Below are 24,250 nucleotides of genomic sequence, written 5' to 3' on the forward strand. Positions count from 1 at the left end.
AAGTTAGGAGCATCTGATCGCATGACATTAACGATGAGTGAAGCGCGTTTGACGCTTCAAAAAGTATATGGCTATGATGATTTTCGGGAAGGACAGACTCGAATCATTGGTCATTTGCTGGAACGTAAAGACACAGTCGGCATCATGCCAACCGGCGGAGGTAAATCGATCTGCTACCAAGTGCCCGCGCTGCTTCAGCATGGCTTGACGCTAGTTATTTCACCGCTAATTTCACTGATGAAGGACCAGGTTGATGCGCTTCATAGTTTGGGAGTTAGAGCTGGTTATATCAACAGCACACAGGATGCATCTGAGGCAGGACGGATTTTGTATGAGGCTGAACGAGGCCAATTGAAGCTATTGTACGTTGCACCAGAAAGACTAGAAAGCGAATGGTTCCGTGAACGCGCGAAACAGCTTCGTATTTCCTTTATCGCTGTGGATGAAGCCCACTGTGTGTCCCACTGGGGACATGATTTCCGGACGAGCTACCGAGCAATCGCGCCATTTGTACGTGAACTGGCTGCGCATAACTATGGTGAGCGACCACTTCTCGCTGCGTTCACAGCTACCGCAACGCCAGAAGTAACAGAGGATATGATCCGTCTGCTCGAGCTGCAAGAACCAGAGTTGATCGTGACTGGCTTCAAGCGCGATAATCTTGCTTTTACGGTGCTGCGTGGTGAGAATCGCAAAGACTTCGCGTTAAACTATGTTCGTCAGCGTACGAATATGGTCGGTATTATTTATGCTTCAACCCGCAAAGATGTCGAAGATTTGCATAATATGCTGGTGAAGGCAGGAATTCCAGCGGGGCGCTATCATGCAGGATTGTCTGATGATGAGCGCGCGCAGATGCAGGAAGCATTTCTATACGATGACATTCGGGTTATTGTAGCGACGAATGCCTTTGGTATGGGGATAGATAAGTCGAATGTAAGGTATGTACTGCATTACAATATGCCGAAGCATATGGAAGCGTATGTGCAGGAGGCAGGCCGTGCGGGACGAGATGGAGAAGCAAGCGAATGTGTGCTGTTGTTCCACCCGCAGGATATTTTGACACAGAAGTTTTTTATCGAGCAGAGTGAAGCTTTGCCAGAGCGAAAAGCCCATGAATATAAGAAGCTGCAGTCTATGATCGACTTTTGCTATACACCGGAATGTCTCGTGACGTATATGCAGCGCTACTTTGGTGAGATTGACCAGCAACCGTGCGGCATGTGCGGTAATTGCAAGGACGAGCGGGAACAAGTTGATATTACCTTGGATGCGCAAAAAATCTTTTCGTGTATTTATCGGATGCGCGAGCGCTGGGGTGTTTCGATGGTTGCCTCGGTATTAAAAGGTTCTCGAAACAAAAAGGTTGTGCAAAATGGCTTCGATCTGCTGCCAACGCATGGTATGATGCGTCATCTGACCGAGAAGGCGATCTCCGATATTATTTATGTACTTATCGCTGATGGATACTTAGGCCTGAGTGAGGGCCAATATCCTGTTGTTCGTTTGCTGCCTACGGCGGCTGATGTGCTAAAAGGTCAACAGCAGGTGTTCCAGAAGGTTGCGAACGAGCTTAAGCCTAAGGTAGAAGCAGCAGTAGACGAAACGTTGTTCGAGCAGCTGCGCCTATTGCGTCGTGATATTGCCAATAAAGCGAATGTGCCACCATATATCGTCTTCAATGACAGCACGCTTCGGGAAATGACGGAGAAGCGACCAACGACCGTTGATGCATTCCTGAAGGTTAAAGGTGTCGGTGAGGCGAAGGTGCAGAAGTTTGGACAGCCATTCCTTGATTTGTTCCGTCATTTGGAGCAGCAGGAAGCTTCACAGGATGAGCCATCCGGTTGGTATGAGGATGAAGGGTATTAAAAATGTTACGAGTATAAAGAGATACAAAAGTGAGCAAGAAAGAGAATAGAACAAAGTTTCATTTTTCTATGAAGACTTCAAGGTGAACGTTTGCATGTTTGAGAAGGTTAAATTTCTCATGGGCAGAACTTCGTAATGGATCGACCTTCTATAAAGGTCGGTCTTTTCTTTTATAGTATATAGTTGGCTATATAGCTATAGTAGAGATACAGAAACTCGAATAATGGTCGGAAAATCGTTATAATGAGGATTGGCTGTTTAGCCGTTGAAAGGAGCTACTATGAAAGTCGTACTAGCAACGTTAAATGCAAAATATATTCACACATCACTCGCGATAAGGTGCCTTAAAGCACATTGTGAACCAGAGTTTCCGATAGAGCTGGCAGAGTTCACGATTAAAGATCCGGTTATGAACATCGTATCTGATCTATATCAGCGCAAGCCTGATGTAATAGGATTTTCCTGTTATATTTGGAATATCGAAGAAACGATAAAAGTCATTAGCATGCTGCGTAAAGTATTGCCGGAAGTAAAAGTAGTGCTTGGCGGGCCCGAAGTATCCTATGACACAACGTATTGGATGGAGCGACTTCCAGATGTTGACTTTATTATCGTAGGTGAAGGAGAAGAAACCCTGCTGCACTTGCTGCGCGAAATGAGCACGGATCAAAAGTATCATTTTGTGTTCGGAGTTGCGTATCGTAATAAAGCTAGTGAGGTTGTTATTAATCCGCCGCGTCCGAAGTTGGATTTGAATCAAATTCCGACCCCGTATCGGTTTGCGGAGGATTTGCCTGATTTGGGTCGTCGCGTCGTATATTTCGAAACGAGTCGTGGCTGCCCATTCAGCTGTCAGTTTTGTCTTTCCAGTATCGAAGTTGGCGTTCGCTATTTCGATATGGAGCGTACGAAGTCTGATTTGTTGTATCTCATTAATAATGGCGCGAAGCTGATTAAGTTTGTCGATCGGACGTTTAATATTAAGCGAGATTATGCGATGGAAATTTTCCAGTTCCTAATCGACAACCATAACGGTTGTGTGTTCCAATTTGAAATTACGGCGGATATTATGCGTCCGGAAGTGCTTGATTTCTTAGCAGAACATGCGCCTCCAGGCATATTCCGCTTTGAAATTGGTGTGCAATCGACAAACGATCCAACGAATGAATTGGTTAAGCGTCGTCAAAACTTCGCGAAGTTGACTCGAACAGTAACGAAGGTTAAAAATAGCGGTAAGATTGACCAGCATCTTGACTTAATAGCTGGCTTGCCGCTGGAAGATTATTCTATATTCCGTACTACTTTTAACGATGTGTTTGCGCTTCGTCCAGAAGAAATTCAGCTTGGTTTCTTGAAGCTGCTGCGTGGAACGGGCTTGCGCATTGATGCCGCGAAGTACGGTTACGTTTATATGGATCATGCTCCGTATGAAATGCTTAGCAATGATTTATTGCCATTTGATGATGTTGTCCGTCTTAAGCGATTGGAAGATGTATTGGAGAAATATTGGAACTCGCATCGTCTGGATACGACGATGGAGCATCTGATGGAACGTGAATTTGGTTCACCGTTTGATTTCTTCCAAGCGTTTGGTGACTACTGGGAAGGTCAAGGTTGGCAGAAAATTGGCCATCAGTTAGAAGATCTATTCGTTCGTCTAAGCGGTTTCCTAGAAGAGCGTGAGCTGAAGCATCCAGAGGTTGCACAAGGGTTAATGAAGCTGGACTACTTTATGAACCACAAGTACAAGCCTCGTAAAATATGGTGGCAGGACGTTATTGATAAAGATGAGGCGGCTCGTATTCTTCGTGCAGCAGCAGAACATCCGGAGCGATTGGGCAGTGGTTTCGCGGCGCTCGGGCTGAATGAGCGTGATCTGCATAAGCATGCGGTTGTAGAACGGATGCCATTCGATGTGGCCTACTGGATGGTTGTAGGTCAGACAACAGGGCAAGGATCGGTGGGTGATGGAAATTCCAACGACCCTTCTAATCAAGATATACAGACTGCTTCAATGGAAGTGACTGCATCGGTTCAAACACTAGACGCTGCACCTTCAGGGGAGATAGAGTCATCCATTGTAATCGTTGTATACCAACAGCAGGAAAATGGCCGTCCACTTGTCTTCGTTGTGTCCGACAAGGTGTTGCTGGCTTAGTTTTAGGCTGATAAACAAATACGTGAAGTCGTTAAATGGTCAGAACTGAGATGTTTCAATCGTTTTCACGCGATAGGAGACGCCCAGAATGACAATAAAAAAAGGACCTCGCTCTCCACTTTATAGTGTGATACACCTCTTAGAATGAACATTGGAAAAATTATTGATCCGATGAGCATTCTGAGAGGACACATTAGTGGGAGTTGAGGTCCTTTTTTTGAATGTAAGGTTCGACCTGGTGCTTCAAGTTTTAAAAGGTGACGTTTTGGAGCGCTGTAATGCATCTTGCATCTAATTAGGGATACGTAGAACGTATCCGCTGTTCGGCAGTGTGAACATTTGCAAGTCGTTCTCTTCACTGTGCATATCGCTTTCTTGGTGATGTTTGCGATGCATATGGTGATGACCCGATCCGTTCGTTGGCTGGTAGGCATATCGGCGTTTCGCTGACATTTTTTCTAATTCATTTTTATAAACGGCGTGCTGTTCATTCTCACAGTGATCATAATATTTGTCATACTCATCCTTCGCTAATAACCGTGTATCTTCATTTTGTAGGTCGTTTAGCATAATTTGTATGACTTGTTTGAATTGATCTTCGTCAGAAGCTTGCTTAATCAGTTGTAAATAATGGTTGTAGCTATCAATCCATTCCGATTTCATGTTAATATCCATCTCTTTGAAATGCGGATGGTGTTGCAGCAGCATCGTGTGCGCATGTTTAAGATCAGCCATCATATGTTTCGTCGTCAATCGTTTTGGCGGTGGAAGTGCTTCTTCTCCATATGCCGTCCATGCTACGCCCATCGTTAGCAAAATGGCGATAAAGACGAGTACGGTTCGTTTCATTACGATCATCCTTTCTTAATAGTTGAACTACAATCCTAGCATCAACATGCAGCTCAGAACGTTTGTCTACTTCATTCCAATTGAATTTACTAATCATATTGCGTGTGTAATGGTCTCACTTACATCGTAAATAGTTTGAAAATCCATTAATGTGAATTTAATCACGATATTATCGATAGCCATGAACAATTTGTGATTTCTACGGTCTATGAATGAGAATCAGTAAGTGCTAATTTCCATTAGGGACGTGCTAAAGCTTACGGAAGTTATAGGTATAAGCACGGTATGAAGGTTATATTCAATGTCTAAAAATCAATGTAAAGAAAAGAGACCCGCTCAAAAGAAACGGATCTCTCAACTAATAATATGCAGCTATTTGGTCTATATCAAAATGAGTGCACAAACGGGTGTGATGATTTATTCGACTTTAAATTATTTTCTAATGAACATTAAGGTGCAACTGAACGAAGTACGGTGCAGCTGCCATCAAGTGTATAGCTGCCCAAGTTGGCTGGTAAAAGGAAGCATTCGCCCGAGCGGAACTCGATAGAACCTTGTTCCCAACTAAGAGTGCCTGTACCGTCACAGATAACGAGAATGACGAAGCTTTCAGCGGTCGTTGATAACTCCCAAGGCGTGCTGACGATCCCTTTTTCCACGACGAAGTAAGGCGATTGTGCAAGCTGCAGCCACTCATTAGGTTTCGCATCATCTGTCTTCATGCGAGTTGCTCCTGCGCCTTCGTAAGCAATGACATTCAAGGAATCTTCGATATGTAGCTCACGAGGCTTGCCATCAAGACCTGGACGATTGTAATCATAGAGACGATAAGTTGTATCGGAATTTTGCTGCACTTCAGCTACCACAACGCCAGCACATAGAGCATGTACGGTACCAGCAGGAATGTAGAAGGAGTCTCCGGCTTGAACGGGAACTTCTTGAAGTGCATCCATAATGTGTCCTTCTTCGATTGCTTGTGCTAGTGCAGTGCGATCCACATTTTCCTTCAGACCGTAAATAATCTTGGCACCTGGCTTTGCATCGAGCACATACCACATTTCTGTTTTTCCAAGCTCACCTTTAGGCAGGCCTTCGTATTCATCCGTTGGATGAACTTGAATAGACAAGTCATCGTTGCAATCGAGCAGCTTAATAAGCAGCGGGAAGCGTCCATTTTTTTCAGAGAAGCCTTTCGTGCCGAACCATTCGCGCCCAAATTGTTCACGAACTTCATCCAATCCTTTTCCAGCAAGCTCACCATTTACAATTTGTGTAATGCCATTTGGATGGTCACCGATCATCCAGCCTTCGCCAATATGACCTTCTGGTAGTTCAAGCCCGAATTGCTCCAAGGCACGTCCGCCCCAGACACGTTCTTTGAACTCGGGTTGGAATTTCAGTGGGTATGGTACTGTCATGTCTCTTCACTCCCATGTTAGTTAAGGTCTAGTTGATTGGAACAGCTCAAGATGTTCGCCGTCAGGTCCTTTGAAGAAGAAATAGCGGCTACCGTTTGGCAGTGTAATAATCTCTGGATTGATAAGCTCAATTTGCAGCTCTTGAATACGTTCAAACTCGGATTCGATATCATCTACCGTGAAGGCAAGATGATGAACTTTTCCTTCAGCAGGCAAATTGTCATTGTATCCTTGGATTAGTTCAAGCTCTACGCTATCTTGTTCTGGAAAGCCAAGAAAAGCGAGCTCGATAATCCCATCCGTATGAATAAACTTATCTTTTAACGTCATGCCGATAACTTCTGTGTAAAAGGTAATGGATTCCTCCATATTTCGCACCATAATGCCAGTGTGTTCCAGCTTACGTATGCCCATCTTCTTCGTCTCCTTTTCAGTTGTAATCTTGTCTTGTTCTATCTGTACTTGATCTATATGTAGCTTCTTGCTGCTTGATAAGTAAGCAGCAAGAAGGGTACACCTGAGTCGGGTGAATCATGCAGTTTCAACTTATCCTTAAAGTACAGGTGTCGGTCAATGTCTAGCAACGGACGGACGGTTTCATAGATCTAAGATTTAGGATCAAGGCACGTTAGACATCGCCAGCGTGATGCGAACTTGGTAGTGAGATAGAGCGCTAATTTAGCCAGTGTAGCTAGCCTAGCTTAGCCGCTTCTCGATGGCGATCACATAAGGCGCATGCGGTCGCTGCAGCATGCGGTAGATTAATGCCTGCCCAACAATTTGGGGCAGGCCTGCGGCCCAAGCCTGGACGGCGTCCGCTTCGCGGTCGCCCCCGTCGTGGCCCGGGTACAGCACGACGCTAAGCACGCCGCCAGGGCGCAGCAGAGCCAATGCCCCCTCCAGCGCAGCCAGCGTCGTGGACGGCTCCGTCATGACAGCCTTGTCGGCTTCTGCCGTTGGCAGGAAGCCAAGATTGAACATGACGGCAGCCGTCTGCCCGCGCCACTCCGGGGGCAGCGCGCCGACAAGGTCGGCGTGGCTTGCAAGCCGCAAGTCCACGTGCGCTGCTGCGTCCAGGCCCAGGCCGCTGTGAAGGCGCTTGCGCGTTAGCTCCAGCGCTTGCGCCTGAATGTCGAACGCGGCTACGTGTCCGCGTTCCCCAACAAGCCGGGCAAGGAACAACGTATCCACGCCCGTACCCATCGTTGCGTCTACTACGCGATCGCCTAGTTGGACGCGCTCTTTCACCACTTGCTGGGCAAAGCTCAGCACGGAAAGGAATCCCATCTTACTTCCCCCTCCAATACTTGCCCTGCCATGTATGGCGGAGTCTTAGCTCTCTGTCGATGCCGTTCAACACTTCCCACTTCTTCTGGCTCCACGTTGGGCCAATTAGAAGATCGCGCGGCGCATCGCCTGTCACGCGATGAACGATCATATCCGGTGGCAATTGCTCCAAAGAGTCTACGATTAGCTTAATGTACTCATCCTGCTCCAAGAAGCGCAGCAAGCCTGCCTCGTATTGCTTGACCATCGGCGTCTTGCGCATCAGGTGAAGCAGATGCAGCTTGATGCCTTGCACATCCATGAGAGACACTTGGCGCAGCGTCTCCATCATCATTTCATGTGTCTCTTGCGGCAAGCCGTAAATAATATGGGTACACACACGAATGCCGTGCTTCCGCAATTTCTCAACGGCTTCTATATAACAGGCAGTATCATGTGCACGGTTAATTAAATTGGATGTGGATTCATGCACGGTTTGTAAACCCATCTCAACCCACAAGTAAGTCCGCTTATTGAGATCAGCCAAATATTCGACGACATCATCAGGCAGGCAGTCCGGTCGTGTTGCAATCGATAACCCTACGACTCCTGGCTGTTCTAAGATAACCTCGAAATACTCTCGCAGTGTTTCTACTGGTGCATAGGTGTTCGTATAAGCTTGGAAGTAGCCAATATATTTGGCATTTGGCCATTTCATATGTTGGCGATCACGAATCGTATTGAACTGAGAGACGAGATCGTCACGACGGCGTCCAGCGAAGTCGCCGGAACCACGCGCGCTGCAAAACGTGCAGCCACCGATTGCAATCTTTCCGTCCCGGTTCGGACAAGTAAAGCCAGCATCGAGCATAACTTTGAATACTTTTTCCCCGAACTGTTCACGCATCTCATAATTCCATGTATGAAACCGTTTGTCAGCCCATAACAGAGGCTGTTCTTCACAGCACTCGACTTCAGTAATAAGTTGTTCTGTATGTGTCATAGGTATATGTTAAACCCTTTCCAATCGTCCATAAGCATCATAAAGATGCACAACTTATTGTAACAGAAATAGGGCACAAATGCGAAGTTCAGCTTCAATAAAACTTACACAAAATGTTACATTTTCAAGGAGGAAGAAAGCGCTTACTAGTAGAATAGTATAGAATAAGTCGGACTGATCCAGACGATGCTTACAAATGTAAAGACATCGATATTAGGTGAGGTGAACAACGATGGGCGATCTATTTACGATTCCGCAAGGGGAAAAGAAGATTGCAGTAGAGTTGACGATTAAGGAAGCGATGGCATTAATGGGGCAGCAATTCCCATATGGGTCTGAAGTAAAGGCTGCGGCTCAGCAAAAGGTACGTCAAGCTGTAGAGCGTCAATACGAAATTGTCAGCAATTAATGCACGATTACGATGATAGTTATGGAAAAGGGGTGCCTTTCGCGGCATTCCTTTTTTTCGTGCTTTACAGAAGGATGGTCTTTTTGGCACAATTAACAATCGGAACAGTTGTCTTGTTTTTAGGACATTGTCCTGTAAAATATCGAGATTACTGTACATTGCCAGTTCAGTTAGTTACTCGGACCATTGCACAAGCACATGCGTATGTTGCTCGTTTCGTACAGTACGCTGCTGTTGCGGTTGTTCCGTATTACTTTTGATTAAAAAATGACCAACATGATATGGAGGCCTATATTTATGCGTTTGCGTGGTAAAAAAGGTGCTCTCTCACAACTGGAGCAAATGACTTCACTTGTTGTTTTGGAGCCAGAAGCCCACAAAGGGAAATGGAGCAGCTTATTCGGAAATGACAACCCGATCTGGGTAGAGTTCGGCATGGGGAAAGGACAGTTCATTACACAAATGAGCTTGAAATATCCGCATATTAACTTTATCGGTATCGATATGTACGACGAATTGCTCTCGCGTGCAAGCGAAAAAGCGATGAAGGCAGTGGAAGGACTTGAGACGGATCTTCCTCATCCAGCCAACTTAAAGCTCGTTCGCACGAATGTTGAAACGATCGAAAATGTATTTGCTGAAAATGAGCTGGAGCGCGTGTACTTGAACTTCAGTGACCCTTGGCCGAAGAAGCGCCATGCTCGCCGCCGGTTGACACATTTCCGCTTCGTCGAGAAATATATTCATATTATGAACGAGCTGGGAGAGATTCACTTTAAGACGGATTCTGAGACATTATTTGAATCTTCCCTGAACAGCTTCGCAGATATGGAGCTTATTATGCGTCGCATTTCATTGAATCTACATCGTGGCGGAATGAATGAAGAGCATGTGATGACAGAATACGAGCAAAAGTTCATGGGTAAAGGGATGAACATCCATCGTGTCGAAGTTGTTGTAGGTGAAGAGGCGATTCGCAAGTATAGAGAAGAGAAACAGCAGGAGAAGCGTCGTGCTGCTGTTGAAGAAAAGGACGAGCAGGAAGAGAACTAAGCTTGCTAGTTTTTAACTCAACATTATATTTTACATTTTAATAATAAAGACCCTTCAGATCCGGTGACTTCATTCGTTCGGATTCGAAGGGTCTGTTTGTTTTGTAATGTAAAATTCGATAACATTCATAGTTTGCAAAATATGACTTTATTATTTATGAAATCTACCACGATGCGTTCTTTATTTCGCAATTGCTGAATGTTGTCGATAACGGCCTGACCTTTTTACAAACGGCTGAGTATTTGCTCCTCACCTAACAAGTCATGCAGCAATGACTCCGCACATGCTTGTGGATGATAACGTGAAGCATTTTGTACATAGGCCATCCTTCTTGCTGACACTTCTTCGTACTCATAAGCTAACTTGCTCATCCATTTGGCCACCGCTTGAGGGCAATCAATGGGCTCGCCATATCCTTTAGCCGTGAAATACTGACAGTTCTCTTCCTCTTGTCCGGGAAGTGGGCTGTAGAACAGCATAGGAATGCCTTTGGCGAGTGCTTCTGTACATGTCATGCCGCCTGGCTTTGTTACGAGCAGATCAGATACATCCATCAGCTTATCCACTTCATTCGTGTAACCGATCATATGCACATTCTCATGCTGAAAGCGTGGGTTTTTAAGCAGCTTCTCACGCAGTTTGCTGTTGTTACCAACACAAAAAACGAATTGAATATGATTCGTCCAACGTGTCAGCAACTCGTTCGTATCATTGGGGTCCATAAGTCCCCAGCCACCACCCATAACCATGACAGTCGGCATTTCCTTAAGTCCGAACTGCTTACGGATGTCCGCTTTCTTGTTGCGGTCATGCTGTTCACAGAACTTTGGATGAACCGGTATTCCGGTAATTTCAATACGCCCAGGATGGACACCATGCTCTACTAGTTTCATTTTCACTTCATCTGTAGATACCAAATAGCGATCGACCATAGGCGATACCCATGCAGCATGTGCATCATAATCGGTAATTAATGTATATAAGGGCACGTTCAGACCTTGACGGCGAAGTCGAGAGACGACGGCGTTCGGGATTGGGTGCGTGCATACGATCATATCTGGCTTTAATTGTCGAAATACCGACATGGCATGCGTGTAGAAAAGACGATGCAAGGCAAGTGTCGTAAGACGATTTAAAGAACGACGATATTGTTTCTTGTACATGTAGCCGACAAGCTTTGGCTGTGTCGTTACGGTATGGCGATAAGCTTCGATGATGAGCGGTGCCATTATTGGGTTCAAGAACTTTCCAAGCTCCATTACACGTGTTTGGACATGAGGTGAAGTTCTACGCAAGCTTACAGATAATGCATGTGCAGCTTGTGTATGGCCTGCTCCGAAGCGTTCGGATAAAAGCAAGATGCGTTTCTTTTCACCCGTTATGCTGCCGAACCATTGTGCTTCAGTATCGTTGAACATGGACAAGGCTTGTTGTTCCATACCTGTCACCTTTCCTCGATTGAATTTTATACCACTTTGAATCCACTTTGAATCTGACGAATCGTAATTACGTTGTCCCTTCATTTCTCTTACCACATTAAACGAATGAGTAATCCATTAAGTTGCTAGGCCATAGCGACACAATTAATGCTGCAGTTCCTGCACCAAGTATGGCACCTGCCAAGCAGTCTGAAGGATAATGCAATCCAAGATACATTCGAGATAATGCTACGATGCCGGCTGCAGGGATGAGAATCCAGCCTAGCTGAGGCACCAATGCGATAAAGGGTACGATGATCGAAAATGCCGCTGTTGAATGTCCAGAAGGAAATGAATGATCGACGAGCGGCTTCCTAAATGTACGTATGTCAGGCATAGCTACATGCGGGCGGAGCCGCGGGTATACCTTTTTTATAAGTACTACAGGTATATGGCTAATGCCTAGTGCAAGTAAAGCTTGCCAGCCTGCCATACTCCAAGGTGCAGGGCTGAACAATGCAATAAGCGATGAGCATGCTATTGTAAATGTTGCTCCACCTAAGTGGGTAAATGAATATAGGACAAAGCTCGTGATGCGGTGGTGCATCCGATGATTAATCCAGAAAAACAGCTGTCGTTCGCATTGCAATAACCATGAGAGCAGACGGGTCATAATATCCCCTCCGTAGTAGCAATTTATGGTTTGACTGAAGTTTGAACACATCGTATCAAGGTAACATTAACAGAAGATAATCATTTTGTGAATTTTTCATGATGATCATGTAAAATTAGTGTGCACCTCGTTGCTTGTCATTTAGATTCAAGTAACCATCGTTTGGGTATACTGAAGTAGAATTTGGTTGGTTGATTTGCTACAATGGGTGACACATGAATAGTTGAGCTTTCATGTTTGATTCATTTGAATGGGCATGGTTTAACTAATAATAAAAAGTTTTTGTTGATGCAACTTTTTATCGTTCAAACCCGTCATAACAAATGAGTCGATCATTTCGTTATGCTTCATTCATTCTGTCGTTTGCTTGTCCATGCATCTTTGTAGTCCTAAAATAGGATGTTGCATCAAGAGAAAGAGGGACTTTAGCTGTAAAAACGTTGGATTTGGTTGAAAATGAGTATAAAGTAGCATGAATAGACGTCAGCTACATATAAATTGCACGCCAACCGCTTATAGCGCAGTCAGAAGCAAATGAAAGCCAATAAAAGGTTTTGACAAAAGAGTGCAAACGTTAGACAATCATGATCGACCGTTTTATTACGCTTGGATGACGTTCGTTTGACATTCGAAGAGAGAAATTTGGAATGCAGATCGTTATGATGAACAAACGTATGTAAGCCTGTAGAGAGAGATAAAGGATATGTATTAGGGGTATTTGATTAAAGGGGGACACCTAGCATGGTGGAAAATTGGTTAGTTGTTATGCAACTGTTGCTGGCAACTATCGGGGTTTATCAATTCACACTTTCATTGTTTGGTATTTATCGTAAGAAAAAGCATACACAACACGAGCCTAAGAAGACATTCGCTGTGCTCGTAGCTGCACATAACGAAGCAACGGTTATCGATGCGTTGATGGAGAACTTGAAGACGCTCGATTATCCGAAAGATATGTATGATGTTTTTGTTATCTGTGACAATTGTACAGACAATACAGCAGAAATCGTTCGTGAGCATGGTTGGACAGCCTGCGAACGTCATAACCCTCAACAGCGCGGTAAAGGTTTCGCGATTGAGTGGATGTTGAAGAACTTGTGGGAAATGGAACGCCAGTTCGATGCAGTCGTTATGATTGATGCAGACAACTTGGTTAGCACAGATTTCCTTACTGAAATGAATAATGACCTGTGCTCTGGTGCACGTGTTATTCAAGGTTACATTGATACGAAGAATCCACATGATTCTTGGATTACAGCAGCTTATGGTGTAACTTACTGGTACTGCAACCGCTTGTGGCAGTTGTCCCGTACAAACCTTAAGATGGCTAACTTCTTGGGTGGAACGGGCATGTGCTTTGAGAGCAAACTTCTTCAAGAAATGGGCTGGGGAGCAACAAGCCTAGTAGAAGACTTGGAGTTTACAGTTCGTTGTGTTAAGAACGGCGTTAATCCCGTATTTAATTACAAGGCTCGTGTATTTGATGAGAAGCCGCTTACGTTCAAAGCTTCTGCACGCCAGCGCTTGCGTTGGATGCAAGGTCACTTTACAGTAGCTCGTCGTTACTTCTTCCCATTGATGTGGCAAAGTATTAAGGAGCGCAACTTAGCGAAGTTTGATACAGCATTGTACAGCATGACGGTATACACGGTATTGGTCACGTTCTTGCTGACTGCTTACATTTGGGTGGACGCAGCGTTCTTCAATGGTCCGAACTTCCCAACGCTAACTGAAATATTGCCTCCATGGTTGTTTGTTGGCTCAATAGTGATGACATGTGCAGCGTTCATTCTTGCGCTAGTACTCGAAGGTGTTAGATCGCCGCGTATCTATGCATCCTTGATTACTTTCCCGATCTTCTTGCTTTCCTGGTGGCCAATTACGTTCTACGCGTTCTTTACACAGAACAACAAAGTATGGAGCCATACAGAGCATACACGTGTTGTGAGATTGGAAGATGTGCAAGGCAAACAAGCATAATATAAAGATGTTAAATGTTCGATGGGGAGCCTATAGGCTCCCCATCTTTTTCATAAGCTCAACCTGCACAGTTAATTACAGTCAATGTGTAAATTTACATGCTGCTGCACTTGACTGGGTACATCGCATATGATATATTACTTGAGTACGACTAATACGAAAGCAGAAGCGCCCGCTTCTCACCTGACCGACTCAGAGTTGGCTGGTTTATGAAACTTATCGCATTATTGCGATACTCACCTGTGATGATAAGTGAGGGATGTGGGCTCTTTTGGGAGCATGCATCCCTTTTTTGATGAATTTGGGGATATAAATGATGGAGGTGGAAGGTCATTAGCAAGGAACATATGATCAACGAAGAAATTCGTGCTAAGGAAGTTCGTCTTGTCGGACCAGATAGTGAACAGTTAGGTATTAAACCTTTCCGTGAAGCTCTTCAAATGGCTATTGATGCAGAATTGGACTTGGTTAACGTGGCACCACAGGCGAAACCGCCAGTATGTCGCATTATGGACTACGGAAAGTTCCGCTATGAGCAGCAGAAGAAAGAGAAAGAAGCTCGCAAGAACCAGAAGGTTGTTGACGTGAAGGAAGTATGGTTCCGCGCAAACATCGAGGAAAATGACTACCAAACGAAGCTTCGTAACGTTGTTAAGTTCCTCAAAGATGGGGACAAAGTGAAATGCTCTGTTCGCTTCCGCGGTCGTGAGATTACACATGCTGCAATCGGTCAACGCGTGTTGGAACGCGTTAAGAAAGAGGTTGAAGAGCTTTGCACAATCGAGCGTCAGCCTAAGCTTGAAGGCCGTAGCATGATAATGATTCTAGCGCCTAAGAGCAACTAACGAGTCCTCCCGCCACGCAGAGAAGGTGGCGGATTGGATTTGATTATTGAGGAGGAAATGATTATGCCTAAAATGAAAACGCACAGCAGCCTTAAAGGCCGCTTCAAAATTACAGGTACTGGTAAAGTTCGCCGTTACAAAGCTTACAGAAACCACCTGTTGTCCCATAAGTCCGGACGTCAAAAGCGCGTTCTCGCTGGAAACCCAGTAATGGCTGCTGGTGACGTGAACCGTTTGAAACAGCAATTGGCTAACTTGAAGTAATAACGTAAGAACTTGCAGTCGCACAAACGGCTCAAGCAATAATTCGGATACATGATTCGATTGGGAGGTTACTAGAATGGCACGAGTTAAAGGCGGATTTACTACACGTCGTCGTCATAAAAAAGTACTAAAACTAGCTAAAGGTTACTTCGGTTCTAAGCACCGTCTATTTAAGACAGCTAACGAGCAAGTAATGAAATCCTTGCTTTATGCATACCGCGATCGTCGCGTTAAGAAGCGCGATTTCCGCAAATTGTGGATCGCTCGTATCAACGCAGCTGCTCGTATGAACGGCTTGTCCTACAGCAAATTCATGCACGGCTTGAAGCTTGCTGAAGTAAACATCAACCGTAAAATGCTTGCTGATCTTGCAGTGAACGATATCAACGCGTTCAACTCTTTGGCAACAGTAGCTAAACAAAAAATCAACGCATAGTAGCTTGCGTTATACGATAAAGAGCACTGCACTCGAACTATTCGAATGCGGTGCTCTTTTGTTGTTTATTGTTTCCGTTATTTTGATTTTTATCAACTTGTTGATTTTTTTCTTTTTCGCTCTCTTCATCCAGCTTCTTCATATCATACACATTAGTCTCGTTCGAATAAGTTGTATCCATGTTCTCCATTTGCTTTTCTCCTTGCTCTTTGAGCGAGCCCATTAACTTCTGTAGCTCTTTTTCATCTGTAAGTGCTGTTAATCCGACATTTAAGGTACCTGATAGTTCACTAACATGCAGTTCTTGAATTTTATAGTTAATCGTACCGATCGAGATGGGTTTGGTTTCTTTTATCTTCTCTTGCAGCGCTTGAGATACGTTATTCTGCTGCTGGATTTGGGTCTCTAATTGTGAAATGCGAGCTTCCATCGCGCGTATTCGTTCTTCTAAGGCCTGCCACACGTAGAAGGTAGAAGGTGAGGATGAGTAAGGCTGCATCGAATCGCCTCCATTCTTTAGGTTTATTCAGGTGGTCTAGGTTCGATCGGCGGCATTTCAAAAGGTGGCATTGCCAGCTGAGGAAGGATAATAGGCTCTTCCATAAGCTCGGCTTCTGGAACGGCTACAGGCTCGGCTGCATGGGTATGACCAGAGTTCATCGCAGGAGCCGTTTCGCCTTCAGGTGTCCCATACTGGCTTGTTGTGTTCTGATTGCTTCCCATAAATGTAGTACCGATATTGATGGAAGCCAAGTTGCTCAACACATTAACGCGTATTTGATTAATACAAATATTCATCGTACACACCTCTATATGACCACACTTGGATTTGCTGTGAAATCGGGGTTATTGACCAGATTGGTCTCATTGTTAACGGAAGAGGTACAATCACCTACGACAGAGTTACCGCCTACGCTTTTTGTTTCCGTTGTATTGCCCTTTATAATAGTATTCCCTAGATTAACGGACCCGTTACTGGATATGGCATTGACACGAATGTTGAAAATGTTAAATACGTTAGGCATATCCATCCATCCTTTGACTGTAATCCGTCTAACCGTATTCTATGTCATTCGCCTAGAAGAAGGAACTTGGACTATGATGAATACTGAAAAGTGATCAAATATAACATGCGGACAATCTAATCAATGATTTGGATATCGATATTTTGCATATTGCCTGCCGCTTGTTTACGCATAACAACACGGAGTTTGTTGTCTTGGATAGTGGCGCGTGTACTCTTTGGAAATACTGGGGCAGACAAGGGGATGAGCTGCTTGCGAGATGTATTAGTATTTTGGATAAGAAGCTGTGTTGGATTCATCTGCAGGCGAACATCTTGAGGCTTCGTTTTTTTAGACATCTTTACTTCAATCGTAATTTCATGATCGGTTTCTCGTGAGGACCATCCTGGTTTACCACTAGCTGCTGGAGAAGTTGAGGGTGGAGAATCAGTTGTATCGGAAGTGTATTCGACTTGATCAAATGCTTTGGAAAAGGAGCGTTTAATTTCTTCCTCGATATATTTCTGGATGGCATTTTGCGTTAATAGCTGTGAAGGGTTTATTGGCATCGTAATACCGAATTGCTCCTGAAATTTCTGCCATGGAAAAAAGGAAGACATGTTTGCCATATGGGTAACTCCTTTCTGCTTCTGCTTTTACTGATGATGGATGATTGGCATGCTTACAACGTATGCAGAGCGGGCTTGGCTTGCCTCGATTGATCAAACAGAGCAGTTCATATGCTTAAGCCAATTTTATAGGTTAATGTTGTCAGCTATTTTCTTTGGGTGGTAATCAGGGTACAATGATGAGATGTGACGTTTGGAGAAAGAGAGAGTGAGCAGGATGATTGATCTGTCTAAGGTAGATATTCACCAGATGGTCGTTCACAAAGTAGGTAATAAATCTCGAGATGAGGGCGTACGTATTTCGCAAACTCGATATGAAGTACCGAGTGAAGAAGTTCGCGATACGTTGTTAAAATATTTTTTGACCAGCTTTAAGTTCGATATGTTTTATCGATTCCATCATGAAACGGATCTGGCGATGAATGAGGTTTACACGTATGCGAGCCGCATGTTCGATCAGCCGAACACGTTTCAAGAGCAATCGGTACACATACTGAATCATTTGTATGAGCAATCCTCACATCCACAAATTAAGTCAGGTGAGCTTTATGTCGTGCATTTGAACAACATTTTATATAATGACTTCAGTATTGATGCGATCGGATTGTTTAAGTCCGAGAACAAAGATGTGTATTTAAAGCTTGATGAACCGAACACGGAAGATCTAGGTTTGTTAATTGAAGAGGGTGTCAACGTTCGCAAGCTGGACAAGGGCTGTCTAATCTTGAATGTGAAGGCGATCGGCGGCTTCGTAGTAGGCGTAGTTGACGCGACAGCTGGGAAGACGCAAGACGCGGCGATGTATTGGATGGAGGACTTCCTTGACGTTACGTTGATGGAAGATGAAAATTACTATACAGATCATGCGATTCAAATGGTGAATGAGTTTTATGACAATGTAATTGCTCCAGCTTCTGAGCAGCCAGAGAAAAAGGAGAAGCTGGAATTCATCAACAGCTCGATGGAATACTTCTCTCGCACTGACAAATTCGAGGAAGAGGAATTTATTCATAACGTGCTTCAGGACCATAGTCAGGGTGAGATGTTCAAAGTATATAAAGAGTCCTATACCGAAATGAATGAGCTGCCTCCATTTGATGCGATGCCGATTTCACAAACGGCTTTGAAGAAAGCGAAGAAAACGCTGCGCAACGTGATTAAGACAGACACAGGGGTCGAGTTGAAGCTCAAAAGTGAAAGCTTCCCTTATGTGGAACGTGGTTATGATGAAGAGCGCAAGCTTCATTATTATAAAGTGTATTTCTCGCAGGAAGAATAGCTACCAAAGTTGCAAAAGGAAATTGGTATATCTGGAGTAAGCCAAACTTTTTTCGGAAGAGTGAGTTGTACTAACGCGTAACGGGTGCCATAGTGGCTATTCGGCGTATTTTTGCTTATTTTGAAAGGTAACGGATGCCAGAGAGCTTATTTGCCATCTGGAACGAATATAAGCATTAATATTGACTTAAATAAGCGCTACTGAGACCGTTAAAATTCTAATACAGACGATTTCGCCCCAATAACGTCAATGATGCTCGTTAGCTGAGGCAGAGGTGTCACTGCCGTCAGCTGAGGCGAAAGTCAAGCGTCATTACTGATAGATGGTATGCCACGGCCGTTAGCTGATGTACCAGGGGCGATAGTTAATTTGCCATGCCCGTTAGCTACGGTATAACGGAGTTACAGAGTAACGCAACCCGAAAGCCAACAACAATATAGCCTGCAATCGTCATGAGTCCCATAGGAGTAAGGAGTATCTATATATGAGATAGACTCTAGATTCTGGTACACGTAACCATAGGACCTTAGCGTTGCAACCTAAACCCAAAGATGCAAAACAAATAAAGAGGGTCATGTCAGCACAGTGGAGTGCGGACAGGCCCTCTTTATTTTCGTATGCATATCTAATGCTTGCTAGCATGTTCAATTCTTGAGAAATCTTGAACGATGCAGCCATCAATTGATGCTTAGTATTTCACGAATTTCCTGTTCTGTAATGGCAGACATAGTTTCCTCACCTGGTTGGATTACCTCGTGAATCAAATCTTTTTTGCGCTGTTGCAGTTCATAAATCTTCTCCTCGATCGTACCATGCGTAACGAGGCGAATGACCTGTACCACATTTTTTTGACCGATACGATGGGCACGGTCTGCAGCTTGTTGTTCGACGGCAGGATTCCACCATAAGTCATACAGAACTACGGTGTCTGCTCCCGTTAGATTCAGCCCGGTTCCTCCCGCACGGAGCGAGATGAGGAATATATCGCGTTCTCCCTCGTTAAATCGCTGACACAGCTCAACACGCTCGCTAGGAGGCGTCTTGCCGTCCAGATAGAAGACAGGTCTGCCGCTAGCCTCAAGTTCGCTGCGAATAAGTGTTAGCATACTCGTGAACTGTGAGAAGATAAGCATCCGCTTGCCGCTGCTCATGCATTCATCCACAAGCTCTAGCAGTTGCTCAAGCTTGCCGGATGTTCCTTCGTACTCTTGTATGAACAAGGAAGGATGACAGCAGAGTTGGCGCAAGCGAGTAATACCTGCGAGTATTTTCATCCGACCTTTTTGGAAGCCTTCTGCTGCTAAAACTTCCAGCGTCTCCTCTTGAAGTCGACTCAAATAAGCTAGGTACAGCTTCTTCTGATCGAGTGACAGCTCTGTCATATGCAACGTTTCAATTTTGTCTGGTAATTCCTTCAGCACGTCTTGCTTGAGTCGCCGCAAAATAAATGGTCTTACTTTACGCGCCAGTTCTTCACGAGAAAGGGCTTGGAATGATTTCTTGCTCGTAAATAGGCCAGGGAAGACAGCTTCAAAGATGGCCCATACTTCTTCGACGGAATTTTCAATCGGTGTACCTGTAAGGGCAAATCTGCGGCTGGCTGTAATTTGTCTGACTGCTTTGGAAGCCTGCGTCGCTTCATTTTTAATCGTTTGAGCTTCATCTAACAGCAAGATGCTGAACACAATATTTTCATACAAGTGAATGTCCCTGCGTAAAGAAGGGTAGGAAGTAATCAGCACATCTACTTCATCTAAGGATTCAATCACTTGGCTGCGCTCATCTTTCAGCCCTGCTGCGAGTTCTACTCTTAACTGGGGTGCGAACTTGTGAAGTTCATTGCGCCAGTTGTATACCAAAGATGCAGGCGCTACGACGAGCACGGGCTTGTTGGTTTCCGTCTGCTGTTGGCTAAGCGCTTCGCGTTCCGAAACAATATAGGCTATGCTCTGCAATGTCTTACCAAGTCCCATATCATCAGCTAAAATGCCGCCGAAGCGGTAGTAGGACAACGTTTTGAGCCAATGGAAGCCATAGGTTTGGTAGTCCCGCAGTACATTCTCTAATGGAGCTGGAACCTCAAATTCCAAGTCCTCAGGACTTTTCATATGATCCAGCATCTGGCGGAACTGCTTGCCGAATTTAACCCCGCGAGCACGATAGTCGTCTCCTGTTTCGATAAGGCTGAGACCTCTCGTTATAGGAAGGAAGATCCGATCTTGCTGTACCTCTGAACGGCTCATGCCAACCTCATGCATAAGATCACCGAATTGACGATAACTTTCTTGCTCTAATGAGACGAAAGCCCCGCTTGGCAAGCGATAATACTTCCTCTTCTCCAAAATAGAAAAGAGTATGTCGTGAATATCGTCTTGCTCGATGCCTGCCATATCGAACTTGACCTCTAGCCAGTCTGTTGCAGTATCCATGTCCAGCATCGCTCTAGGCTGCTGCGGTGCTTGGAACATCAGAGATTTGACCGCCTCCGTGGAGTAAATCTGTGCAATTGGCTCCAACTTGGGCAGCAAATGATACAGAAAGCTGTATATCGCTTCTTCGTCATTGGTATACAGCTGCTTCCCGTTGTTGCGGAGGCCTGATTGCTCAAGGATACGGACAATCTCATTCTCCTGTTCGTAGCTGCGCAATACATAGCGTTCTACGTCCTGGTCCGTAGATAGCTGCTCAGGTTGAAACGGGTAGATGACTTTATCATCGTAAAGGAATTCGACCAAGACAGATAAGTTGTTGTCGCTTTTATCAATGTAAATTTTCGTGATAAGACTTGGACTTACAATCTTATCGGCAATCTCAGGTGCAATGGCAACTTGACCAAGTGCTTTAATCCCTGGGAGTGCACGCTCAATAAAAGCAGGGAGTTCATTAGCTGAAATGCGAACCTCATTGCTTCGAGACATATAGAACAGCTTTTTCAGTGCCGTGAACTGATCCAGCTGCAGATCGCTTACAGGGCAGAGCATGCCCTCTGCACATATATAGCCATACTGCTCCATGGGCACTGCTGTTTGCAAGCCTTCAATAGCAAGTTCATAAATATCCGTTTCATCCTGCTTAATGCGAAAAGAGAGCGGGACTTTACCCTGTTCGCCAAGTCTAAGATCATACTGCTTCGTATCTTGTTCGATTCGTATCGGAACTTGCAGCAGTAAAGGGATCGTTTCCTCCCACATATGAGGGGGGATAACAATTGTCCGTTCTGTGCCAAGCCTTCCGCTGCTATTCAAGCCATACATAAGGTCGTAATAACTTTCTTCGATTCGAACGATGTCGATTAGCTTTCGAATGATGGCCTCATCTTGAGCGGTGAAGCGGTATTGATCAGGGCTGTAAGTGAATTTTTTAGAAAAGGCAAACGGTTGAGCTTGAGCAAAAGCCGTCAAAAATTCCCTCACCTTAGGCACGATATACAACCGCTGCGGACCGATCCGGAACTCAAGCGCGAAGTAACTTCTGCGCGCATGTGATACGGCATGGCAGATCCACTCTACTTGCAGCGTTTCGCGGGCATAATCATCGTCCTCGTAGGCATCATAGTCGTCTTGAGACGCCGATTGATAAGCTTGGCTGCTAAAAATAGAAATCATATTGCGTGTTAATGCCGTATCCTTGGAACTAATCGTGGCAGAATACCTATTCTGGAGAGCACTCGGTAAATATTGATCAGCCGTTTTTTTGTCAAATCTGCTATCGCAAACCGCTAGCATGACGGCAGCGATATGCTTGCAATAAGGAAAATAAGTGTTGGAAGCAGGGCATGTGCAGCTTGCTTCCACTTCCTTTACAGTGGGCAGCCTGACCTGAACACTGTAATCCTCGTTGCCGCGCACGAGAGCTGCGTATAGGTGCTCGGTTATTTGCTTAAATTCGACGATGCGACGAGAAAGGTAATATTTAAGTCCTCTGCGATAGGAAGTTCTGCCGCATATGTCTTCCACATCACTATAAGATTCCAGTTGGTTAAACATGTTGTTCCTCCGTATTTCTTTATATCTATATAGATTGGCAATTGTATGTATGAGCGTTCGATGTTAGATGCTGCTCTTAGTATACTGCTCTTTTTGACGAACTTCATTACAAACACAATAATCTGCATGGTTTTGTAACGAATGGGGGATAATTTCCGGTAATGCCAACTGGAAGGAGGAGCAGTGATAATGACAACTGCAAACATGGCCTTTTCAGATATTGCCTCTTATTTAAAATTAGAGCTCAACCAGCTACTGCCGAACTGCTCAGATTTGGTGGTCCATGGTATTAATTCTTCTGTGGCAGTTTGCTACGTTTCTGGATTAGTTGATACAAAGGTTCTAAGTTCTTCGATCCTTAGTGTATTGACGATGCTCGATGAAGATGAAGTGAATACGGAGCTTATTAGGCAAACGATAACGATTTGTGAAATTGAGCGGGAAGGCAATCTGGATCAAGTCGCCTTGAAGCTGCTGCAAGGGCATGTATATATTGCCGTTTTGGACGAGTATGAGGGCCTGCTATGCAACATAGCGAACTTTCCAACTAGAGCGATTTCCGCTTCAGAAAATGAAACGGTCATATTTGGTCCTGTATTAGGATTTAATGAATCGTTAAGCTCTAATATCGCTATTCTTCGTTCTTACATAAAAGACCCAGATCTAGTGACAGAGCCCCATATGCTCGGTACAAAAATGGAGACGCGTATTCAGCTCACCTACATGTCCGAATATGTAGATCAACAATATGTCGACTATGTAAAATCAAAGCTGAAGCAAATTAAAACAGACGGCTTGTTAGGCAATGCACTTCTTGTGCAGAAGCTGCAAAATCATCCGTATACCATTTTCCCTTTAATGACACTGACAGAGCGTCCCGATCGAACGGTGCAGGCTTTAATGGAAGGGAAAGTTGTTATTTTCATGGAAGGAGATTCGCATGTTATCATCGGGCCCAGCTCCTTTATCGATTTTTTCTTATCGGTAGAAGATCGGTATATGAGCTGGGGAACAGGTCTTTTTATCCGGATGCTGCGGTTCATAGGACTAATGATGTCGGTTTTTTTGACGCCGGTATATGTAGCCGCGTTAACCTTTCACTATCAGATGATTCCGCCGGCATTAATTGTATCACTGATTGAAACTCGTACCAAAGTTCCATTTCCACCGCTAATTGAGACGTTGTTGTTAGAGATTACGATGGAACTACTCCGTGAAGCAGGTGTAAGGCTGCCGACGAAAGTATGTCAAACCATCGGTATCGTTGGTGGTATCGTTATTGGTCAAGCTGCTGTACAGGCTGGATTTACAAGTAATATTTTAATCATGCTAGTTGCCTTGGCCGCATTAGGTTCCTTTACGACACCAAACTATTTAATGGGCACCAGTATTCGATTGATTCGCTATCCTATGATTTTTATGGCTGGCTTATGGGGGATATTAGGCATTGTATTTGTGGCAATGGTCATATTTATCCACTTACTGAGACAGACCAGTCTCGGAAGACCTTATTTGTTTCCCATCTTTCCGTTTCGTGGCAAGGATTTGACAGTCGATATGCTGTTAACACCTCGGGCGCATTACAGCTATAGAGTGACGCCTACAAAAAGCGGACTAAAAAGCAACGAGACTGAAAATAACCAACAGTCGGATACGGCAAGCAGCAATAGTTCTTCAAGTAATGAAACGTAATCTAGTGTAGAACGAG

23 protein-coding genes are annotated in these 24,250 nt (G+C 44.6%); 11 read left to right on the forward strand and 12 right to left on the reverse strand.

The annotated features are described in order from the left end of the window. Positions 1 to 21: 21 nt before the first annotated feature. Both recQ and FPZ44_RS02410 read left to right on the forward strand, forming a co-directional pair. A complete protein-coding gene (recQ, locus tag FPZ44_RS02405; protein ID WP_144987052.1) occupies positions 22 to 1,872 on the forward strand; it encodes a DNA helicase RecQ in 1,851 nt (616 codons plus the stop codon). Positions 1,873 to 2,152: 280 nt separating this feature from the next. Then, on the forward strand, positions 2,153 to 4,030 hold the full coding sequence (locus tag FPZ44_RS02410) for a B12-binding domain-containing radical SAM protein (protein WP_144987054.1): 1,878 nt from the start codon (positions 2,153 to 2,155) through the stop codon (positions 4,028 to 4,030). Between the two features lie 291 nt (positions 4,031 to 4,321). On the opposite strand, the gene FPZ44_RS02415 is transcribed toward FPZ44_RS02410, so the two are convergent. The 5 genes from FPZ44_RS02415 to mnmL form a co-directional block, all read right to left on the reverse strand. Then, complete coding sequence (locus FPZ44_RS02415) at positions 4,322 to 4,879, reverse strand: hypothetical protein (RefSeq protein WP_144987056.1); 558 nt, start codon at positions 4,877 to 4,879, stop codon at positions 4,322 to 4,324. Positions 4,880 to 5,328: 449 nt separating this feature from the next. Beyond that, positions 5,329 to 6,297 carry a type I phosphomannose isomerase catalytic subunit gene (locus FPZ44_RS02420; protein ID WP_144987058.1) on the reverse strand — a complete coding sequence of 323 codons (969 nt, stop codon included), beginning with the start codon at positions 6,295 to 6,297 and terminating at the stop codon, positions 5,329 to 5,331. A 21-nt stretch (positions 6,298 to 6,318) separates the two neighbouring features. After that, positions 6,319 to 6,711: a VOC family protein gene (locus tag FPZ44_RS02425; RefSeq protein ID WP_144987060.1), complete on the reverse strand. Its 393-nt coding sequence runs from the start codon at positions 6,709 to 6,711 to the stop codon at positions 6,319 to 6,321. 282 nt (positions 6,712 to 6,993) lie between these two features. Next, positions 6,994 to 7,584: a tRNA 5-(aminomethyl)-2-thiouridylate-methyltransferase MnmM gene (gene mnmM, locus FPZ44_RS02430; RefSeq protein ID WP_144987062.1), complete on the reverse strand. Its 591-nt coding sequence runs from the start codon at positions 7,582 to 7,584 to the stop codon at positions 6,994 to 6,996. A 1-nt stretch (position 7,585) separates the two neighbouring features. Next, on the reverse strand, positions 7,586 to 8,566 hold the full coding sequence (gene mnmL / locus FPZ44_RS02435) for a tRNA modification radical SAM protein MnmL/YtqA (RefSeq protein WP_144987064.1): 981 nt from the start codon (positions 8,564 to 8,566) through the stop codon (positions 7,586 to 7,588). 232 nt (positions 8,567 to 8,798) lie between these two features. Here mnmL and FPZ44_RS26300 point away from each other — a divergent pair, with 232 nt between their 5' ends. The 3 genes from FPZ44_RS26300 (at position 8,799) to trmB (ending at position 10,028) form a co-directional block, all read left to right on the forward strand. Continuing rightward, complete coding sequence (locus FPZ44_RS26300; RefSeq protein ID WP_186785881.1) at positions 8,799 to 8,975, forward strand: hypothetical protein; 177 nt, start codon at positions 8,799 to 8,801, stop codon at positions 8,973 to 8,975. Positions 8,976 to 9,058: 83 nt separating this feature from the next. Then, the gene (locus FPZ44_RS26305) at positions 9,059 to 9,235 is read left to right on the forward strand and encodes a hypothetical protein (RefSeq protein WP_186785882.1); all 177 of its coding nucleotides are present in this window, start codon (positions 9,059 to 9,061) and stop codon (positions 9,233 to 9,235) included. 37 nt (positions 9,236 to 9,272) lie between these two features. Beyond that, positions 9,273 to 10,028: a tRNA (guanosine(46)-N7)-methyltransferase TrmB gene (gene trmB, locus FPZ44_RS02440; protein WP_144987066.1), complete on the forward strand. Its 756-nt coding sequence runs from the start codon at positions 9,273 to 9,275 to the stop codon at positions 10,026 to 10,028. A gap of 224 nt (positions 10,029 to 10,252) precedes the next feature. Here trmB and FPZ44_RS02445 read toward each other — a convergent pair whose 3' ends face one another. Together FPZ44_RS02445 and FPZ44_RS02450 are read right to left on the reverse strand one after the other, a co-directional pair. Then, positions 10,253 to 11,446, reverse strand: coding sequence for an MGDG synthase family glycosyltransferase (locus FPZ44_RS02445; RefSeq protein ID WP_144991642.1), 1,194 nt, complete (start codon positions 11,444 to 11,446; stop codon positions 10,253 to 10,255). A gap of 118 nt (positions 11,447 to 11,564) precedes the next feature. Continuing rightward, positions 11,565 to 12,119, reverse strand: a complete 555-nt coding sequence (locus FPZ44_RS02450) for a phosphatase PAP2 family protein (RefSeq protein WP_144987068.1) — start codon at positions 12,117 to 12,119, stop codon at positions 11,565 to 11,567. 741 nt (positions 12,120 to 12,860) lie between these two features. On the opposite strand from FPZ44_RS02450, the gene FPZ44_RS02455 reads away from it, so the two are divergent. The 4 genes from FPZ44_RS02455 to rplT all read left to right on the forward strand — a co-directional run bounded on the left by FPZ44_RS02455 (position 12,861) and on the right by rplT (position 15,644). Then, positions 12,861 to 14,099 carry a glycosyltransferase family 2 protein gene (locus FPZ44_RS02455; protein WP_144987070.1) on the forward strand — a complete coding sequence of 413 codons (1,239 nt, stop codon included), beginning with the start codon at positions 12,861 to 12,863 and terminating at the stop codon, positions 14,097 to 14,099. Between the two features lie 347 nt (positions 14,100 to 14,446). Beyond that, complete coding sequence (infC, locus tag FPZ44_RS02460) at positions 14,447 to 14,944, forward strand: translation initiation factor IF-3 (protein ID WP_144987072.1); 498 nt, start codon at positions 14,447 to 14,449, stop codon at positions 14,942 to 14,944. 63 nt (positions 14,945 to 15,007) lie between these two features. Beyond that, positions 15,008 to 15,208 (forward strand): 50S ribosomal protein L35, encoded by a 201-nt coding sequence (gene rpmI, locus FPZ44_RS02465; RefSeq protein ID WP_144987074.1) that lies wholly within the window; start codon positions 15,008 to 15,010, stop codon positions 15,206 to 15,208. Between the two features lie 76 nt (positions 15,209 to 15,284). Then, on the forward strand, positions 15,285 to 15,644 hold the full coding sequence (gene rplT / locus FPZ44_RS02470; protein ID WP_028593099.1) for a 50S ribosomal protein L20: 360 nt from the start codon (positions 15,285 to 15,287) through the stop codon (positions 15,642 to 15,644). A 37-nt stretch (positions 15,645 to 15,681) separates the two neighbouring features. Here the strand turns inward: rplT and gerPC are convergent, their stop codons facing one another. The 4 genes from gerPC to FPZ44_RS02490 all read right to left on the reverse strand — a co-directional run bounded on the left by gerPC (position 15,682) and on the right by FPZ44_RS02490 (position 17,277). Then, positions 15,682 to 16,143: a spore germination protein GerPC gene (gene gerPC / locus FPZ44_RS02475; protein ID WP_144987076.1), complete on the reverse strand. Its 462-nt coding sequence runs from the start codon at positions 16,141 to 16,143 to the stop codon at positions 15,682 to 15,684. Between the two features lie 23 nt (positions 16,144 to 16,166). Continuing rightward, positions 16,167 to 16,442, reverse strand: coding sequence for a hypothetical protein (locus FPZ44_RS02480; RefSeq protein WP_144987078.1), 276 nt, complete (start codon positions 16,440 to 16,442; stop codon positions 16,167 to 16,169). 11 nt (positions 16,443 to 16,453) lie between these two features. Further along, complete coding sequence (locus tag FPZ44_RS02485; RefSeq protein WP_186785883.1) at positions 16,454 to 16,669, reverse strand: spore germination protein; 216 nt, start codon at positions 16,667 to 16,669, stop codon at positions 16,454 to 16,456. A gap of 116 nt (positions 16,670 to 16,785) precedes the next feature. Beyond that, complete coding sequence (locus tag FPZ44_RS02490) at positions 16,786 to 17,277, reverse strand: CS domain-containing protein (protein WP_144987082.1); 492 nt, start codon at positions 17,275 to 17,277, stop codon at positions 16,786 to 16,788. Between the two features lie 217 nt (positions 17,278 to 17,494). Between FPZ44_RS02490 and FPZ44_RS02495 the strand changes: the two genes are divergently transcribed. Further along, positions 17,495 to 18,556: a nucleoid-associated protein gene (locus FPZ44_RS02495; RefSeq protein ID WP_144991643.1), complete on the forward strand. Its 1,062-nt coding sequence runs from the start codon at positions 17,495 to 17,497 to the stop codon at positions 18,554 to 18,556. A 677-nt stretch (positions 18,557 to 19,233) separates the two neighbouring features. Here the strand turns inward: FPZ44_RS02495 and FPZ44_RS02500 are convergent. Continuing rightward, positions 19,234 to 22,542 (reverse strand): DEAD/DEAH box helicase, encoded by a 3,309-nt coding sequence (locus tag FPZ44_RS02500; RefSeq protein ID WP_144987084.1) that lies wholly within the window; start codon positions 22,540 to 22,542, stop codon positions 19,234 to 19,236. A 189-nt stretch (positions 22,543 to 22,731) separates the two neighbouring features. Here FPZ44_RS02500 and FPZ44_RS02505 point away from each other — a divergent pair, with 189 nt between their 5' ends. Next, the gene (locus FPZ44_RS02505; protein WP_144987086.1) at positions 22,732 to 24,234 is read left to right on the forward strand and encodes a spore germination protein; all 1,503 of its coding nucleotides are present in this window, start codon (positions 22,732 to 22,734) and stop codon (positions 24,232 to 24,234) included. The last annotated feature ends 16 nt before the right edge of the window (positions 24,235 to 24,250 follow it).

This window comes from Paenibacillus agilis (genome assembly GCF_007786455.1).
Taxonomy (GTDB): domain Bacteria; phylum Bacillota; class Bacilli; order Paenibacillales; family Paenibacillaceae; genus Paenibacillus_B; species Paenibacillus_B agilis.

Bases quoted from the DNA above. Each gene is read 5' to 3' on its own strand.
- infC (WP_144987072.1), top strand. From the start codon at position 14,447: ATGATCAACGAAGAAATTCGTGCTAAGGAAGTTCGTCTTGTCGGACCA.
- recQ (WP_144987052.1), top strand. From the start codon at position 22: ATGACATTAACGATGAGTGAAGCGCGTTTGACGCTTCAAAAAGTATAT.
- FPZ44_RS02420 (WP_144987058.1), bottom strand. From the start codon at position 6,297: ATGACAGTACCATACCCACTGAAATTCCAACCCGAGTTCAAAGAACGT.
- FPZ44_RS02425 (WP_144987060.1), bottom strand. From the start codon at position 6,711: ATGGGCATACGTAAGCTGGAACACACTGGCATTATGGTGCGAAATATG.
- rplT (WP_028593099.1), top strand. From the start codon at position 15,285: ATGGCACGAGTTAAAGGCGGATTTACTACACGTCGTCGTCATAAAAAA.
- FPZ44_RS02500 (WP_144987084.1), bottom strand. From the start codon at position 22,542: ATGTTTAACCAACTGGAATCTTATAGTGATGTGGAAGACATATGCGGC.
- gerPC (WP_144987076.1), bottom strand. From the start codon at position 16,143: ATGCAGCCTTACTCATCCTCACCTTCTACCTTCTACGTGTGGCAGGCC.
- mnmM (WP_144987062.1), bottom strand. From the start codon at position 7,584: ATGGGATTCCTTTCCGTGCTGAGCTTTGCCCAGCAAGTGGTGAAAGAG.
- FPZ44_RS26300 (WP_186785881.1), top strand. From the start codon at position 8,799: ATGGGCGATCTATTTACGATTCCGCAAGGGGAAAAGAAGATTGCAGTA.
- FPZ44_RS02480 (WP_144987078.1), bottom strand. From the start codon at position 16,442: ATGAATATTTGTATTAATCAAATACGCGTTAATGTGTTGAGCAACTTG.
- FPZ44_RS02505 (WP_144987086.1), top strand. From the start codon at position 22,732: ATGACAACTGCAAACATGGCCTTTTCAGATATTGCCTCTTATTTAAAA.
- FPZ44_RS02455 (WP_144987070.1), top strand. From the start codon at position 12,861: ATGGTGGAAAATTGGTTAGTTGTTATGCAACTGTTGCTGGCAACTATC.
- trmB (WP_144987066.1), top strand. From the start codon at position 9,273: ATGCGTTTGCGTGGTAAAAAAGGTGCTCTCTCACAACTGGAGCAAATG.
- FPZ44_RS02485 (WP_186785883.1), bottom strand. From the start codon at position 16,669: ATGCCTAACGTATTTAACATTTTCAACATTCGTGTCAATGCCATATCC.
- FPZ44_RS02495 (WP_144991643.1), top strand. From the start codon at position 17,495: ATGATTGATCTGTCTAAGGTAGATATTCACCAGATGGTCGTTCACAAA.
- rpmI (WP_144987074.1), top strand. From the start codon at position 15,008: ATGCCTAAAATGAAAACGCACAGCAGCCTTAAAGGCCGCTTCAAAATT.
- mnmL (WP_144987064.1), bottom strand. From the start codon at position 8,566: ATGACACATACAGAACAACTTATTACTGAAGTCGAGTGCTGTGAAGAA.
- FPZ44_RS02450 (WP_144987068.1), bottom strand. From the start codon at position 12,119: ATGACCCGTCTGCTCTCATGGTTATTGCAATGCGAACGACAGCTGTTT.
- FPZ44_RS02490 (WP_144987082.1), bottom strand. From the start codon at position 17,277: ATGGCAAACATGTCTTCCTTTTTTCCATGGCAGAAATTTCAGGAGCAA.
- FPZ44_RS02410 (WP_144987054.1), top strand. From the start codon at position 2,153: ATGAAAGTCGTACTAGCAACGTTAAATGCAAAATATATTCACACATCA.
- FPZ44_RS02445 (WP_144991642.1), bottom strand. From the start codon at position 11,446: ATGTTCAACGATACTGAAGCACAATGGTTCGGCAGCATAACGGGTGAA.
- FPZ44_RS02415 (WP_144987056.1), bottom strand. From the start codon at position 4,879: ATGAAACGAACCGTACTCGTCTTTATCGCCATTTTGCTAACGATGGGC.